Source organism: Agarivorans sp. 2_MG-2023 (assembly GCF_030548085.1).
Lineage (GTDB): Bacteria > Pseudomonadota > Gammaproteobacteria > Enterobacterales > Celerinatantimonadaceae > Agarivorans.
Window position 1 is genome coordinate 12,678 of sequence record NZ_JAUORQ010000014.1, and the last position, 15,931, is coordinate 28,608.

The 15,931-nt window shown below is 44.0% G+C and carries 16 protein-coding genes; 13 read left to right on the forward strand and 3 right to left on the reverse strand.

What is annotated here, in order from left to right; all coding sequences use genetic code 11:
• Positions 1-6 precede the first annotated feature (6 nt).
• Positions 7-1,164: a cystathionine gamma-synthase gene (gene metB, locus Q4549_RS18275; RefSeq protein ID WP_303553918.1), complete on the reverse strand. Its 1,158-nt coding sequence runs from the start codon at positions 1,162-1,164 to the stop codon at positions 7-9.
• 153 nt (positions 1,165-1,317) lie between these two features.
• Here metB and metJ point away from each other — a divergent pair, with 153 nt between their 5' ends.
• The 4 genes from metJ (at position 1,318) to Q4549_RS18295 (ending at position 4,039) form a co-directional block, all read left to right on the forward strand.
• Entirely contained in the window at positions 1,318-1,617 is a 300-nt protein-coding gene (metJ, locus tag Q4549_RS18280) for a met regulon transcriptional regulator MetJ (RefSeq protein ID WP_303516212.1), read from the forward strand.
• Between the two features lie 165 nt (positions 1,618-1,782).
• Positions 1,783-2,691 carry a hypothetical protein gene (locus Q4549_RS18285; protein WP_303553917.1) on the forward strand — a complete coding sequence of 303 codons (909 nt, stop codon included), beginning with the start codon at positions 1,783-1,785 and terminating at the stop codon, positions 2,689-2,691.
• Positions 2,692-2,802: 111 nt separating this feature from the next.
• Positions 2,803-3,291 carry a DUF3859 domain-containing protein gene (locus tag Q4549_RS18290; protein ID WP_303553916.1) on the forward strand — a complete coding sequence of 163 codons (489 nt, stop codon included), beginning with the start codon at positions 2,803-2,805 and terminating at the stop codon, positions 3,289-3,291.
• Positions 3,292-3,598: 307 nt separating this feature from the next.
• Positions 3,599-4,039 carry a hypothetical protein gene (locus Q4549_RS18295; RefSeq protein ID WP_303553915.1) on the forward strand — a complete coding sequence of 147 codons (441 nt, stop codon included), beginning with the start codon at positions 3,599-3,601 and terminating at the stop codon, positions 4,037-4,039.
• Between the two features lie 119 nt (positions 4,040-4,158).
• Here the strand turns inward: Q4549_RS18295 and Q4549_RS18300 are convergent, their stop codons facing one another.
• Entirely contained in the window at positions 4,159-5,202 is a 1,044-nt protein-coding gene (locus tag Q4549_RS18300) for an arginine deiminase family protein (RefSeq protein WP_303553914.1), read from the reverse strand.
• Between the two features lie 411 nt (positions 5,203-5,613).
• Here Q4549_RS18300 and Q4549_RS18305 point away from each other — a divergent pair, with 411 nt between their 5' ends.
• On the forward strand, positions 5,614-6,495 hold the full coding sequence (locus Q4549_RS18305; RefSeq protein WP_303553913.1) for a LysR family transcriptional regulator: 882 nt from the start codon (positions 5,614-5,616) through the stop codon (positions 6,493-6,495).
• A gap of 155 nt (positions 6,496-6,650) precedes the next feature.
• On the opposite strand, the gene rpmE is transcribed toward Q4549_RS18305, so the two are convergent.
• Positions 6,651-6,863: a 50S ribosomal protein L31 gene (gene rpmE, locus Q4549_RS18310; protein WP_248713801.1), complete on the reverse strand. Its 213-nt coding sequence runs from the start codon at positions 6,861-6,863 to the stop codon at positions 6,651-6,653.
• A 241-nt stretch (positions 6,864-7,104) separates the two neighbouring features.
• On the opposite strand from rpmE, the gene priA reads away from it, so the two are divergent.
• From priA to rraA, 8 genes are all read left to right on the forward strand, one after another.
• Positions 7,105-9,309: a primosomal protein N' gene (gene priA / locus Q4549_RS18315; RefSeq protein ID WP_303553912.1), complete on the forward strand. Its 2,205-nt coding sequence runs from the start codon at positions 7,105-7,107 to the stop codon at positions 9,307-9,309.
• Positions 9,310-9,497: 188 nt separating this feature from the next.
• Complete coding sequence (gene argS / locus Q4549_RS18320) at positions 9,498-11,252, forward strand: arginine--tRNA ligase (RefSeq protein WP_303553911.1); 1,755 nt, start codon at positions 9,498-9,500, stop codon at positions 11,250-11,252.
• A gap of 2 nt (positions 11,253-11,254) precedes the next feature.
• Positions 11,255-11,815 carry an SPOR domain-containing protein gene (locus tag Q4549_RS18325; RefSeq protein ID WP_303553910.1) on the forward strand — a complete coding sequence of 187 codons (561 nt, stop codon included), beginning with the start codon at positions 11,255-11,257 and terminating at the stop codon, positions 11,813-11,815.
• Positions 11,816-12,133: 318 nt separating this feature from the next.
• Positions 12,134-12,436: a PilZ domain-containing protein gene (locus Q4549_RS18330; RefSeq protein ID WP_137674786.1), complete on the forward strand. Its 303-nt coding sequence runs from the start codon at positions 12,134-12,136 to the stop codon at positions 12,434-12,436.
• A gap of 107 nt (positions 12,437-12,543) precedes the next feature.
• Complete coding sequence (locus tag Q4549_RS18335; protein WP_303553909.1) at positions 12,544-13,197, forward strand: division plane positioning ATPase MipZ; 654 nt, start codon at positions 12,544-12,546, stop codon at positions 13,195-13,197.
• A gap of 169 nt (positions 13,198-13,366) precedes the next feature.
• Positions 13,367-13,897, forward strand: coding sequence for an ATP-dependent protease subunit HslV (gene hslV / locus Q4549_RS18340; RefSeq protein WP_137674788.1), 531 nt, complete (start codon positions 13,367-13,369; stop codon positions 13,895-13,897).
• Between the two features lie 19 nt (positions 13,898-13,916).
• On the forward strand, positions 13,917-15,248 hold the full coding sequence (hslU, locus tag Q4549_RS18345) for an HslU--HslV peptidase ATPase subunit (RefSeq protein WP_303516227.1): 1,332 nt from the start codon (positions 13,917-13,919) through the stop codon (positions 15,246-15,248).
• A gap of 180 nt (positions 15,249-15,428) precedes the next feature.
• Positions 15,429-15,917 carry a ribonuclease E activity regulator RraA gene (gene rraA / locus Q4549_RS18350; protein ID WP_137674790.1) on the forward strand — a complete coding sequence of 163 codons (489 nt, stop codon included), beginning with the start codon at positions 15,429-15,431 and terminating at the stop codon, positions 15,915-15,917.
• Positions 15,918-15,931: the final 14 nt, after the last annotated feature.

The window sequence follows — 15,931 nt, forward strand, 5'->3', positions numbered from 1 at the left end:
GCCCGCTTAAAGCGAGGCAAAGGCCTGTTGTAAGTCATTAACTAAATCTTGGGCGTCTTCTAAACCCACCGATACCCGTAATAGCTGGTTAGAAATTCCCGCTTCCGCTAAGGCTTCAGCCGACATCGCGGCGTGAGTCATGGTAGCAGGGTGAGCAATTAGACTCTCTACCCCACCTAAAGATTCCGCCAAAGAGAACAATTGTAGGTTTTTAAGAAACTTAACCATTTGGCTTTCTTCAAGTTCCAGCTCAAAACTCAACATAGCACCAAAACCGCGTTGCTGACTTTGCGCCAGCGCATGCCCTGGGTGCTCTGGTAATCCAGGATAATAGATGTTGCCCACAACCCCTTGCTGCTGCAAACAAGCCACAATGGCTTGAGCATTTTCTTGATGCACATTCATTCTGGCTTTTAGGGTGCGCAAACCACGCAAAGTAAGGTAAGAATCAAAGGCCGAACCAGTTAACCCTAAACAATTAGCCCACCATGCCAGTTGCTCAGCAAGTTCCTCTGTTGCCGCAACCACCATGCCTGCCACTACATCAGAATGGCCGTTTATATATTTAGTGGCCGAATGCACCACAATGTCGGCACCTAATAAAATCGGCGTTTGCAAAGCCGGTGAAAGGAAAGTGTTATCCACTACCACTAAAGCACCTGCGGCATGTGCTTGTTCGGCAATAGTTTTAATATCAACAATGCGTAATAGTGGATTACTGGGAGTTTCTAACCACACTACTTTAGGCTTTTTAGCCAATAACTCGGCCAATAGTGTTTGGTCATTTTGATCAACAAAAGCCACATCAAAGGCATTTTTCTTAGCAAGACTGTCGAATAAACGGTAACTGCCGCCGTAACAATCATGAGGTGCTACCAACAAATCGCCGGGCTCAAGCAAAGCGGTAACCAAATTGACTGCCGACATTCCGGTGTTAGTAATCACCGCACCCGCTCCATGCTCTAAGTTGGCGATAGCCTCAGCCAAAATATGACGGGTTGGATTACCAGAGCGACTGTAATCAAACTGACGCTTCTGATTAAAATCAGCAAAGCTATAATTGCTAGACAAATAAATAGGCGGCACTACTGCGCCGTGTTGGCTGTCACTTTCTATACCGCTGCGCACTGCTATAGTGGCAGCTTGAAGATCTTTTAAAGACATTTGCTGATCTACTCCCTCAATTCATCCTGCCACTTTACCACCAGCAAAAAAGACGTCAACACTTCTAGACGTCTAAATGTCTTTGCTGTTGGATTGCTAAGTCGCATTTCCCCCGTTACAATAGGGTCTCTTTGGTTTGGTGTGTATTGTAGTATGTCGACAGAATGGAACGGTGAGTGGATCAGCCCTTACGCTGAACACGGTAAAAAAAGCGAACAAGTTAAAAAAATCACAGTATCAATTCCGCTTAAGGTATTAAAGATACTCACTGACGAGCGTACCCGCAGACAAATTAATAACCTGCGCCACGCCACCAATAGCGAACTGCTTTGTGAGGCTTTCCTTCATGCCTATACGGGTCAACCGTTGCCTGATGACGCCGACTTACAAAAAGATAAGCCGGACCCGGCCTTAGAAAAAGCGGCGCAAGCCGAGATAGATAAAGAAGATTAAGATTTTTAGGAAGCCGCTCATTGAGCGGTTTTTTAATTCAAGTAGGCTATTTATTTTGTATAAACTACGTGCTAACGAGTACTAAAACAGCGTGACTTAACTCCAATCCAGATAAGTATAGAGTTTGCGATCAGCGTCATTGAGGACTTGTAGATGGAGGCCAAAGTGTCAGAATACCTGTTTGTTTCAGAGTACCCAATCTCTGAAGAGTCAACCTTCCCCTTAAGTTTTGCTAAATTTACCAAATACAAAACAAGTATATCGAACCTAAATAAAATTTATCTGTTCGAAGAAATGTATGACCAAATAGTTCAGTCATATGTTGACTACAAAACCTATAACTATCAATCTTGCATCCAATTTTCGAGTCAAGCCGACTTGTCAAAAAACCAAGGTTATGAATATAAACTGAAACTAAACCGGATTCTCTCTACTACTCTGAATCTTTGTAAATTTTATCTCGACAAAAGTTACAGCCAAGAAACTTCATTTGTATTTAAGCTAACTGGAGAACAAAGCGACCAAAGCAAGGTTGCTAAGTTCAGGAATTCTCTTTTTCAGCGCAACGACGGTTATGCCATTGGCGATGACTTAAGAAACTACGCACAGCACCATTCAAAGTTAATAGAAAGCTTCACCTATGGCTTCCACAAAAAAACAATAGTGCTCTATTCCTGTATGAATAAAACTAAACTAATTGATTTTATAAAAGACAGGAAGCCTGCCAAAGCAACAAAAGAAAGACTATTGTCTGTTGTCGAAGCAAACTGCTACAAAGACAAGGGCTTTGATATTCAAAGAATATTAGATCAATTTATGAATGGAGTTGGAGAAATACACAAATTCAACCGGAGTTTGTATACGCCTTTAATAACTGAATACGTATCCAATTTAGAAGAAGCACATAGCATTTCCCCTGAGTCCCAGCTGTTTTGCTTACTTGAAAATGGCAAGCGAATTCCTCTTAACTACTTACGATTAAAGGAAACAATTGACCACATAATAAATAAAAACCTCTTCCCACTAAATCACGAGCTTTTGGACACAAGTACTTACCCACCCATAGAGTTTTGACTTGATAAAAAAATCCCGTTTATGTTGATGCTATAGACATCAATACTTAGTTGGTTATCATCCCACTTATAAATTTCTATTTTAAATCAGTTGATAACGTCAAGGATGACCATGAAAACACTATACGCAGCTGCGCTAATTCTTTTAGCTGGATGTGCCAGTACAGAATCCAATACCGAAGTAACTTCTACCATTCTTGACTACGGAATATACGGACAATCAGCACTTACTGGCGAGTATTCAAATAATGACACACCAAATGACTCAGTACTTACCGGAAAGAGTGGAAAAGTTACTGAGCAAACAGCTGAAATTTCCGCACAAGTCGGCACAACCTTTGGGTACTGTTTTGAGGTTGAAGTCGATCAGAGAAAAATTGAGCTAACCAAAGCCATTACCAGCCCGGAAATGATAGATGAAGACGGCAATAGTTATACCTCCATGTCATATACTAAAACCCTAAAACTCAAAAAAGGGAAAGCCAGTAACTGCCACTTTTATATGATTGAGGAAGAGTGGGAAGCAGTGAAAGGAGAATGGTACTTTTCAGTGTTTCATGGAGAAGAACTACTTTCTGAAAAAAAGTTTAACTTACACTAAGCTTTCAATAATTATCTAAATGTATAGTTTTCTAACTTAATAACCCTATTCAGGCACGATAAAGCCTCCTTTCAGCAGGCTTTATCAGTACAAAATTTTATAGCCCCTCGCACATTAATATTCCCCCATCTCCCTAATATGTCCTAAATTCATCGTACTTTGGCCCAGCTTAACTATCGGTATCAACTAACAAACTGCGATAACAAACCACCGCCTTAATCTAAGTCACTTGCTTAAATAACACTGCAATCAAACTGGCTCCTTATCGGTCTGTACTCAAGCACTTATCTTTATTTAAGGAAAAAGAATGACCTCTTCATCTCAAACTCAATTAGCAAAAAGCCTTTCTATTGGCTTATTCTGCTTAAGGTTAAGTATTGGCTTGGTGTTCACCATGTGGGCACTTGATAAAGTATTGGTTCCAGAACACGCGATAAAAGTATTCTCTGGTTTCTACGGTTTGAATTTATCCAGTAACGTACTTATTGGTTTAGGGCTTGCGCAATTGGCGTTCATTGCTGCCTTTGTATTGGGTTTATGGAGAAACGTTACCTATTTAGCCATATTAGTACTGCATGCCGCCTCTACATTTTCTTCTTTCGCCAAGTATTTAGACCCATTCAACAATCTACTATTTTTCGCTGCATGGCCAATGCTCGCTGCCTGTCTAGCACTTTATTTGTTGCGTGATTATGATACTTGGACATTAGCTAAAGCCAACAATCACAACTTAAGTAACCCAGCTTGAGTTGATGCCAGCAACGGATAAATCCAGGCACCAATAGAAAGTGTTCAGCCAACCTTATGGTGCATCTTCATAAACAAAAAAGCCTGCTAAGAGCAGGCTTTATAATCACGTGTTAAGGCTTAGCTTTCACGAACAATTGGGTGATGCCAACATCTGAAAGAACCGCCCTGCCAGTTAATTGCGTCAAAAGGTACTTCAATCACTTCGTGGCCAGTCGCTCTAATCTCAGACGTAATATGTTGCAGAGTATCCGGCATCATTACGGTTTTATCTTCAATAACCAAAGCGTTAGCGGCTAAATGTACCTCTGCATCTTCGGCGCTCACATGTACAAACTGCCAACCTTTTAGTACTTCTGGTATGCCATCTAAGAATGCTTCTTCAACAATCATCGCTAGACCAGGGCGCAGAGTACACAATACACAGTCTAGGTGAACAAAGTTACTATCTAGTCTTACTTCAATAACATCGTACTCTTCACCTAAGTAGCGCTGTAGCCACTCTATGCCTTCTTTGTTGCTAGCGTTTCCAGTATTACCCACAAGAATGGTTTTACCCAATACAAAAGTATCGCCACCTTCAAGAAATGCTCCGGGGCCAAAGCCGCTTTCATCCATCATTACTGCAGGTTCTGGCATGGCCACAATCTTTGCATTGCTGTTTTTAATGCGCTCACCAATGGTACGGCGCACGGCAAAGCGGTCACGGCGTCGGCCTGGGTCAAACATATTGGTTTCAATAAAGTGGTTACCAATGACTATCATGCTGTCACGCATATAGTTAAGCGATTGGTATGAGTCTACCTGGTTGGTAATAAAGGCTTTTTCGTGTTCAAGTAGGCTCTCTACTACGTGCACTTTTACGCCTCGTTCTTGCAAGATTTGAATAACGTTGTTGGTTTGCTCTACCTGCTTTTGAAACAATTCTGGATAAACCTCTTCCAGTGTTTTGCCGTCCATTTTTGCGTATACCTTTAGCGCATCATCACTTAAAAAATCAGTTAGATACTTAGGTAGCTCTTTAGGCATGTACATGTAAGGGCGACCAACAATGACTTCTTTTAAAGCCCCCCACTCGTGATTCACTTCTACTTTATTGCTAGTCGCATTGTTAGTAATAGCATCTGAGTTGTTGGTGGTTTTAGCTAAAGTTACGTTACTCATAATCATTTTTCCTGTCATTAAATTTTGGTTATTTCATGGCATTTGCCAGTGGTTTATTTTCCTGTTGTAGACATTTCCCTTTAACGCAAAGTGACTCTATTTCTGCTTGGTCTGTTGCGTTGATGGGTGTATTAAACCAAAATTTTATTAATAGATTAAATCAGTACCTGACAGTTTTTTTTACACATTGAAAATCTAACTATTCCCTTAACTTGGCGGGTTAACACTAAAGTGGATTTAATGGGAAATACCGCGCGAAGCTATAAGAACGCAGTGAGGAGTTGAGTAAACCAATCTTAGGTTCAAGCAGCTAAACCTTTGTATTACGTATTACCTTTCTGTTTTTGAGTAAGAATGAAGGATTTAATGTATATTAATTTTACACTTAGTCGATATCGGTAGGGTTTGAGCGTGTTTTCCATTGAACAAGTAACAGTATTAGTGGCTTCCGCCGATTTGGGCTCATTCTCGGCAGCCGCACGTAGCATGGGGAAAAGCCATAGTGCGGTGAGCATTGCCATTAACAATTTAGAAGATGACTTGGGGGTTCAGTTATTCGATCGTAGCACTAAGTTTCCCACCCTAACCGAAGACGGTTTGCGCTTTTATAATCAATCTCAGCTACTTTTACGCCAAGTTGAACGCATGCAAGCTGCAGCGCAAAGCTCAATGGATCAAGTTGAACAATTGATTCGAATTGGTCTAGGTGAGCTAGTGCCCTTTGCTATGGTTGAAACCGTGCTAGAGAAAACCGCAAGCAAGTTTCCCCATACTCGCTTAAGCGTGGTACGTAACGAGCATGCTACCTTAGTCGACATGCTAGAAAACAAAGAGCTAGATTTAGTGGTAGCTGGTTGCTCTCAAGGTACTACACGATCCGTTGACTTCTTTTCTATCGCCGAATTGCCACTCGCCTTTATATGTTCGCCTGATTCACCTTTAGCCGACTTGCCAATAGTAGACAATGAAACACTACTGTCCTCTCGACAGCTCATGTGCACCAGCATGCTAAATAATCCTTCATTGAGAAACTATGGCAGTGTGTCACCAGATACCTGGCAGGTAACCAACCAAGAAGATATGCTGAAGTTGGTAGAACAAGGCATAGGTTGGGCTGGTGTGCCAAAAGTACTTGCAGAAGAACGCGCAGCAATGGGCACCTTGAAGATCTTCAAGCCTGAATTTAGCCACACTGAACAAAGTATTTTAATCGACTTACTTGCCGCCCCCGCAAGCCAACGCGGGCCGGTGGAAACCTTTTTGATCGAAAGCCTGCAGGCAATTGAAGTGTAAGATGAATGAGAACAGCTGATTTGGGGCAACATTCTAGACCGGAGGCTTTGTCCTCTTTAGTGTTTCATAGCCCATTAAACCTATCCAAGTATTTAGACACAAAAAAAGCGCCCTTAGGCGCTTTTTTATTACTGTAGAGCGTAAATAAGAGTGGCTTATTTTTTGCCCAATACAGCGAATTTCTTGTTGAAACGATCAACACGACCACCAGTATCAACGTTACGTTGCTTACCAGTGTAGAACGGGTGACACTTGTCACATACGTCTAGGAACATAGTACCAGTGCGAGTAGATTTAGTTTCGATTACGTTACCGCAAGAACAAGTAGCAGTAAGTACTTCGTAAGTTGGATGGATATCAGTTTTCATGGATTACCTCAATACTTGGGCCGTATCGCCATCTGGTCGTCACAATTGACACCAAACACCATACGAAAGCAACTCTATCAGAGCCTATAAATTTTTAGGTGGCGGATCATATAAGAAGCCAACACGCTTAGCAAGCAACATATAACAATAAGCGTTTAAAAAATCACCTCACGTGCCATTTGCCCCTTTGCACACTCTGCCAGTAGAATGAGACAGGTTTTTTCCTAGAGTTCATTCATTAGTGTCCATAGTTCGTGTTGCCTTAGCCATTCCGCTGCGTCGCCTATTTGATTACAGCGTACCTGATGGTACTCCTTTGCCAGTAATTGGTAGTCGCGTAAAGGTACCCTTTGGTAAGGGCGAGAAAGTGGGTTTAGTGATTGAACACCCAAGCGACAGCGACATCGCAGAAGACAAGCTCAAGGCTTTTACTGAATCGCTCGACCAACAAGCATTATTGCCAGAAAGTTTATTTAAATTACTGAACTGGGCCAGCTCTTATTATCATCACAGCTTAGGCGACGTGATTAGCCAAGCGCTTCCAGCACTGCTGCGTAAGGGTGACCCCGCCAAACCCAAAAGCGTGATTGCTTGGCAGCTTACAGACCAAGGTAAACAGGCCGATTTAAGTAGCTTTAGCCGCGCGCCAAAACAAGGTGTAGTGTTAGGCCATTTACAACAACAAACTAATGGTCAGCTAAGCGACGAGCAATGCAAGCAGCAAGAGCTTTCTCGCACTGCCTTAAAAGCTTTGCTGGATAAAGACCTGCTTAAGAAAATCGACATTAGCCCTGAAGCAAAAACGTGGTCAAAACACGACACCAATAAAAGCGCATCTTTACAGCTGAACTCAGAGCAAGCCATAGCAGTGGCGGCCATCAATCAAAGCATCGGCAGCTTTCAGGCTTTTCTGATTGAAGGGATTACCGGCTCTGGTAAAACCGAAGTTTACTTAAACGTGATTGCCGAGGTACTTGCACAAGGTAAACAAGCCTTAGTACTGGTGCCAGAAATTGGCCTAACCCCACAAACATTAGCCCGCTTTGCTGAGCGTTTTACAGTGCCGGTTTTTGCTATTCACTCTGGATTAAATGATACCGAACGTTTAAGTGCCTGGCTTAAAGCAAAAAGCGGCGAAGCCGGTATCATTATTGGCACTCGCTCTGCGGTATTCACCCCTATGGCTAACCCCGGTGTGATAATCATTGATGAGGAGCACGACAGCTCATTTAAACAACAAGACAGTTTTCGCTATCACGCTCGCGACTTAGCCATTGTGCGCGCCCGCTTGGAAAAAACGCCTATTGTGCTTGGCTCAGCTACGCCTTCATTAGAGAGTTTGCATAACGCGCTTAGTGGCCGCTATTCACATTTAGAGTTAAAACAGCGAGCCGGTAACGCCGCTCTAGCCGAGCAGCAATTGTTAGACATTCGCCAGCAGCCACTCTCGTCAGGTTTATCGCCAGCGTTGATCAAAGCGATGCGTATAGAATTAAAAGCTGGTCGCCAAGTGATGCTGTTTCTTAATCGTCGCGGCTATGCCCCGGCGTTGTTGTGCCATGAATGTGGCCATGTATGTGAATGTGAGCGCTGCGAAGCCTACTTTACTTACCATCAGCAACCTCGCCATTTAGCCTGTCACCATTGCGGTAGCCAAAAAGCGGTACCTCACCAATGTACCCAATGTGGCTCCACCAATTTAGTGACGACAGGTTTAGGTACCGAGCAGCTACAAGAAGCGCTGCTGGAAATATTCCCTGAATACAAAGTGGCACGTATCGACCGAGACAGCACTCGCCGTAAAGGTAGCCTAGAGCAGCTGCTCGACGATATTCATAGCAACCAGTATCAAATTCTTATTGGCACCCAAATGCTAGCCAAAGGTCACCATTTTCCCAACGTGACCTTGGTGGCCTTGCTCGATATTGACCACGCCTTGTTCTGCTCTGATTTTCGCGCGCCTGAGCGCTTAGCCCAGCTTTATGTGCAAGTTGCCGGTCGAGCTGGTCGAGCGAACCTGTTAGGTAAGGTGATGCTGCAATCGCATCATCCAGAACATGAATTACTGCAAGATCTTATCAACAACGGTTACCAACACTTTGCTCGCTTTGCTTTAAACGAACGCAAAGATACCGAGCTTCCTCCCTTTAGCTTTCAAGCCTTATTCCGCTTTGAAGCGGCAGACGGTAATGCAGTGAATGAACTAAGCCAGCAGCTTTATCAGCTAGCTCAGCCATTGCAGCAAGGCGATACATGGGTATTTCCGCCCTCTCCTGCACCACAAGCTCGCCGAGCCGGTAAATACCGCATGCAACTTTTGGTTCAAGCCGAACAGCGGCCCAATTTGCATCAGTTGGTGTATCGCTTATTACCACAACTAGAACGCTTAAAGTTGAGCCGAAAAGTGCGTTGGTCGCTAGATATTGACCCCTACGACATGCAATAAATAAGCGGGTGTTTCACCAAGCAGTAAGGATCTATCTCGCAGCCTGTAACACCTAGGATTAGCGACTATTTCCCTTGATGTTGAAAACCAAGCTTAATTAGCCAAGATAAGAGATAGTTTTCATCACAAATTGTCGGTAAAATGCCCGCTTTGTACATTCTATTTACGCGAGATTGGTGTCAACCTACATGAAAGAGCTTATTCAACAACTTCTGGAACAAACGGTCACAGCCCTGAAACAACAACAGGTGCTTCCTGAAGGATTCGAACCAAAGATCCAAGTAGACCGAACCAAAGATAAAGCTCATGGGGATTTAGCCACCAACCTTGCGCTAATGGCTGCCAAACCTGCAGGTAAAAACCCGCGTGAACTGGCTCAGCTAATCGTAGACAACCTGCCAGCATCTACATTGGTAGAAAAAACCAATATCGCTGGCCCTGGTTTCATTAACTTTTACCTAAATAACGATTGGTTAGCTTCGCAAGTTGAAGCCATGGCCACCTCTGCAACTGCCAACGTTAAGCCAGCCGAGCAAACCCAAACGATTGTGGTGGATTACTCAGCACCAAACGTAGCCAAAGAAATGCACGTAGGCCACCTACGTTCAACCATTATTGGCGACGCGGTTGTTCGCACTCTAGAGTTTTTAGGCCATAAAGTAGTACGCGCTAATCACATTGGTGATTGGGGTACACAATTTGGCATGCTTATCGCTAATCTTGAAGAAGTTGAAGCGCGTGGCACCGACGCTGGCGACATTGAGCTAGCCGATTTAGAAGTCTTCTATCGGGAGTCAAAAGCACGTTACGACAGCGACGAAGTGTTTGCCGAACGCGCCCGTAACTATGTGGTTAAACTGCAAAGTGGCGATGAATACTGCAATACCATGTGGCGCAAGTTAGTCGATGTAACCCTTAGCCATAACCAAGCGGTATACGATCGCTTAAACGTATCGTTAACTAAAAACGATGTGATGGGCGAAAGCATGTACAACCCTATGTTGAACGAAGTTGTTAGTGACCTTAAACAACAGGGATTAGCAGTAGAAGATAACGGCGCAACCGTGGTGTTCTTAGACGAGTACAAGAACAAAGATGGCGACCCTATGGGCGTTATTATTCAGAAGAAAGATGGCGGTTTCTTGTATACCACCACCGACATCGCCTGTGCCAAATACCGTTACCAAAACCTAAATGCCGATCGCGTATTGTACTTCATCGATTCACGTCAGCATCAGCATCTTATGCAAGCGTGGAACATTGTTCGTAAAGCGGGTTACGTGCCAGAAGAAGTGCCTTTAGAGCACCATGCGTTTGGCATGATGCTTGGCAAAGATGGTCGCCCATTCAAAACCCGTAGTGGTGGCACCGTTAAACTCGTAGATTTACTGGAAGAAGCTGAGCAACGCGCGCAAACTATTGTGGCCGAAAAATCACGCGATTTAGATGCCGAGCAACAAGTTGTGGCTGCTAAAGCAATTGCCATGGGCGCAGTAAAATACGCCGACCTGTCAAAGAACCGTACTACCGATTACATTTTTGATTGGGAGAACATGCTGGCCTTTAACGGCAACACGGCTCCTTACTTGCAGTACGCCTACACCCGTATTCAGTCAATTATTCGCCGCTCAGAGATTGACGTAGCTAACTTGCAACAAGCTATTAAGCTAGAGCAAGAAGCCGAAATCGCCTTGGCGCAAAAGCTCATTCAGTTTAGCGATGCCGTGCATAACGTAGCCAACAAAGGTATGCCACACATGATGTGTAACTACCTATACGAATTGGCTGGCGCGTTCATGACTTTCTACGAAGCCTGTCCAATCCTTAAAGACGAAGTTGAAAACGACACTAAGTGCAGCCGTTTACGTTTAGCTGCACTCACTGCCAAAGTACTAGACCAAGGCTTATCACTACTAGGAATTGACACCCTGGAACGTATGTAAGCATGGCTAAGGACTACGTTGGGCGCAGTAAGCCCAAGAAACGCGCGGCTAAACCTAGCCGCGCGGTAAGTAACAAAAAGCGCTTTCCGCTGCCGCTCGCCCTTGGCGTAGTGGCAGCAATTGTTGGCTTTTCTGTTTTGCTGTTTAATATTAAAGGCACTGCACCAACTCCTGCGCCAGAGCTCAGCGAGATAGTAAAACCTCAGGCTACCAAAACTAAGCCCAAAACTCGCTTACCCGAGCCGCCTAAAGAGCGCACCTACGTAAAAGAATTGGAAGAGAAAAAGGTAGAAGTAGAGTTAGCTGAAAAATCAGCTGAACCGGCTAAACCTTATCAAATGCAATGTGCTTCTTTCCGCAGCCGCGATAAAGCAGAAGAGAGCAAAGCCTTAATCGCTTTTGCAGGCTTAGAAAGCCAAATAAGACGTACCGAAGGTAAAAATGGCGCTTGGTATCGCGTTGTTTTAGGCCCATTTCCTACTAAACGCGATGCAGAACGTGCTCGACACGTGCTACAACGTGCCAAGATAAATGGCTGCCAAATCTGGCACTGGAACTTTTAACACGTCAAAAATCCTCTTTAAGCCGAATAAATGCAATTCGGCTTATATTTTAACCACTTAGACTTTTCATTCTATTTAAATCTTGTATTATTTATGACCAGAATTAATGCTGAGTATCGTTAAGTTTGTAGCTAAATATTCTTAGTCATTAGTTAAGCTTTGTTAAAAAAACAACGCTAAGCAATTAAAAATATTAGTTATTTGAACTGGTTCTCAACTATGTTATAAAAATGTAGCTACGCTATATTGTTAATAACAGTTAAAATGCGGAATATTTATAAGCTTTAAATCCGCGACTCGTAATAGGAACGCGATGAAATGGAAAACACCGAACTAGAGCAGCTAGATCGTCGGCGCTCAATGCGACTGGATCTAGAAAATGAGCCAGTAAAACTTATGTGGAAAAACAGCGATGGAGAAGCTGAAAGCATAGAAGCAACTTGCATAGACATATCACGTCGCGGCTTGTTAATTATGCACAGTGATGATCTACAGATTGGCACCAAACTTATAATAAAATTTGCCACTGAACATGCTGACGCCACAGAAATGAAAGCCAAGGTGGCTCGTTGCCATCGTAAGAACTTCACCAGTTACCATATGTTTTTGTTATTGTTGTAAAAAAAATCACGCTCCAAGCAATATCCGTGGAGTGTCTTATACTTATTAGGACTTGATTAGCGGCCAAAAGCACATTTGGCCACAAGTGATAATAAGAAGGAGCAGCCATGTTAATACTGGTTGGCGGAGAAAAAGGTGGCAACGGCAAGAGCAGCTTTGCACAGAACATTGCGGTTCACCTCACCACTACTGAACACCCCAAAGTCTTAATCGTTGACTGCGATGACCATCAGTCGAGCCTTGACTGGATTAATACCCGCGCTACAAACACCGCACTTAGCCATATTGATGGCATTCGTTTATTTGGCAAAATTCGTAATGATTTGCTGAACCTAAAAAGCCGTCATGACTATGTAGTGATTGACTGCGGAGGCTTAGACAATTTGGCCTTAGGCGCTGCCATGTCGGTTTCTCAGAAAGTGCTGCTACCTGTCCGTCCTAAACAGCGCGATTTAAAAAACCTCAGTTTCTTAGATGACGCAATAAGCACTTGCCAATTAGTGAATCCGAACATGACAGCGAGCATCGTGCTAAGTCAATGCACAACCTCAGCTGAACAGACACAACGAATTAACGATGCAAGGCAGCAGTGCCAAGCTCTTGGTTTGCATGTATTAGAAACGGTAAGCCACCATCACTCCGCCTATGATGAAGCCGAAGAAACTGGCCGTTCAGTTAATGAAATAGAACCCAATAGCCAAGCAGCTAAAGAGCTTGACGCGATCATTAAAGAGTTTCTTAAGGTCTCACCCACCAATTAGACGCGACATTCTTCTAAGAAAACCAAACCACGGCCTAAAATACGGCGAGTTAAACTGCGATTAGCCGCTGTTTTTCGGTAAATACCTTGAAAAAGACCTTAGCCTCCCCCATTTCAAAAGTATAGCTAAGCTAATGTATACAGTTAGCTCAACCAATTGAGGAAATAACGTGACTACTATCGTCTCCGTACGCCGCAACGGCAAAGTGATCATTGCTGGCGATGGCCAAGTCTCCCTTGGCAATACTGTGATGAAAGGCAACGCCAAAAAAGTGCGTCGCCTATACCACGGTAAAGTTCTTGCCGGCTTTGCTGGCGGCACAGCCGATGCTTTTACCCTATTCGAACGCTTTGAAGCCAAGCTTGAAATGCACCAGGGCCATCTTACTAAAGCCGCTGTAGAGCTCGCCAAAGATTGGCGAACCGACCGCATGTTACGCAAACTAGAAGCACTTCTTGCAGTAGCTGATGGCGAGGCCTCGCTAATCATTACTGGTAATGGTGATGTGGTTCAGCCAGAACACGACTTAATTGCCATTGGCTCGGGTGGTCCCTTCGCCCAATCGGCGGCATTAGCCCTATTAGAAAATACCGAGCTAGGCGCGCGCGAAATCGCAGAAAAAAGCCTGACCATTGCCGGTAACATTTGTGTATTTACTAACTTAAATCACACCATCGAAGAATTAGACGCTAAAGCCTAAGGCTTTGCAGGAAAACATCATGTCGGAAATGACCCCAAGAGAAATCGTCTCAGAGTTAGACAACCACATTATTGGCCAAGCAGACGCAAAACGTGCAGTAGCGATAGCACTGCGTAACCGCTGGCGTCGTATGCAACTTGATGCCGAGTTGCGTCAAGAAGTCACTCCAAAAAATATTCTAATGATTGGCCCAACCGGTGTGGGTAAAACAGAAATTGCCCGCCGCTTAGCTAAGCTTGCTCACGCACCATTTATTAAAGTAGAAGCAACAAAATTCACTGAAGTAGGTTATGTGGGTAAAGAAGTTGAAACTATTATTCGTGATTTGGCCGATGTAGCATTCAAAATTACTCGCGAACAAGAAACCGAAAAATTCCGTTTTCGTGCAGAAGACCAAGCTGAAGACCGCATTCTAGACGCGCTACTCCCACCCGCTAAAGATACCTTTGGCCATGAGGAAAAAGGCGAAGAAAGCTCTACCCGCCAAACTTTTCGCAAGAAACTACGCGAAGGCAAGCTAGACGATAAAGAAATTGAAATTGATATCGCCCAGCCACAAGTGGGTGTAGAGATTATGGCTCCTCCTGGTATGGAAGAGATGACTAATCAGCTACAAGGCATGTTCCAAAACTTGTCTGGAAACAAAGATACCAAGAAACGAAAAGTTAAGATTAAAGAAGCCCTTAAGCTACTTATTGAAGAAGAAGCCGCTAAAATGGTAAACCCTGAAGAGCTAAAAGAAAAAGCCCTTCATGCAGTTGAAAACAATGGCATTGTATTCTTAGATGAAATCGACAAAATTTGTAAGCGTGGAGACTCTTCAGGTCCAGATGTAAGCCGCGAAGGCGTTCAGCGAGATCTGCTGCCATTAGTAGAAGGCTCAACCGTTAGCACCAAGCATGGCATGGTTAAAACCGACCATATCTTGTTTATTGCATCGGGCGCTTTCCAGGTAGCAAAACCTTCCGATCTTATTCCGGAATTACAAGGTCGCTTACCAATTCGCGTTAGTTTAAGCGCCTTAAGTGCCGACGACTTTGTACGTATTCTTACCGAGCCCAACGCATCACTAACCGAGCAGTACAAAGCTCTAATGGCTACCGAGGGCTTAGATATAGAGTTTACCGAAGATGGTATTCGCCGTATCGCCGATGCAGCATGGCAAGTAAACGAGCGTACCGAAAACATTGGTGCTCGCCGTTTACACACAGTAATGGAAAAGCTGATGGAAGAGCTAAGCTTTGTCGCTTCTGACAACGCTGGCCAAACCGTTGTGATTGACGCTAAGTATGTTAACGAGTCTTTAGACGACCTAGTAGCCGACGAAGACTTAAGCCGCTTTATTTTATAAGCGCTGTTGGTCTGCTCTCAAGCCGCCACTTTGGCGGCTTTTTTGTATCTGCGCGGAATGCAAAGCCCACTATACATAGGCTAGATGCAATTCTTAATTACTTGATATTTCTTAATTGAAAACGGCAACTTAGGGTTTATACTGGTAGCGAACACTCGGGCCAATTTTAGGATCCAGACCATGGAATATAATACCTCTGAACTTTGTGACCTTTACGCAGATACGGTTGACGTTGTTGAACCCATGTTTGCCAGCTACGGTGGCAGAAATGCTTTTGGGGGCGAAATCACTACCATTAAGTGCTTCGAAAACTCAGGCCTAATCGCCCAAGTTGTACAAGAGTCTGGAACGGGTCGAGTATTGCTTATTGATGGTGGTGGCTCGTTACGCCGCGCATTGGTTGATGTAAGCATTGCCGAAACCGCTGCCGAAAACGAGTGGGATGGCATTATTGTTTATGGTTGTGTACGCGATGTAGATGCCATTGAAGATTTGGATATAGGCATTCAAGCCTTAGCGTCTATTCCCGTTGGTGCAGATGCCGAGGATGAAACAGGGGATGTAAATATTCCGGTAAACTTTGGCGGCGTGACCTTCCTTCCAGAAGATCACATCTATGCAGATACCACTGGGGTAATCTTATCGCCTGAGCCACTTGATATAGAATAAGCGCTCAAGCTAGC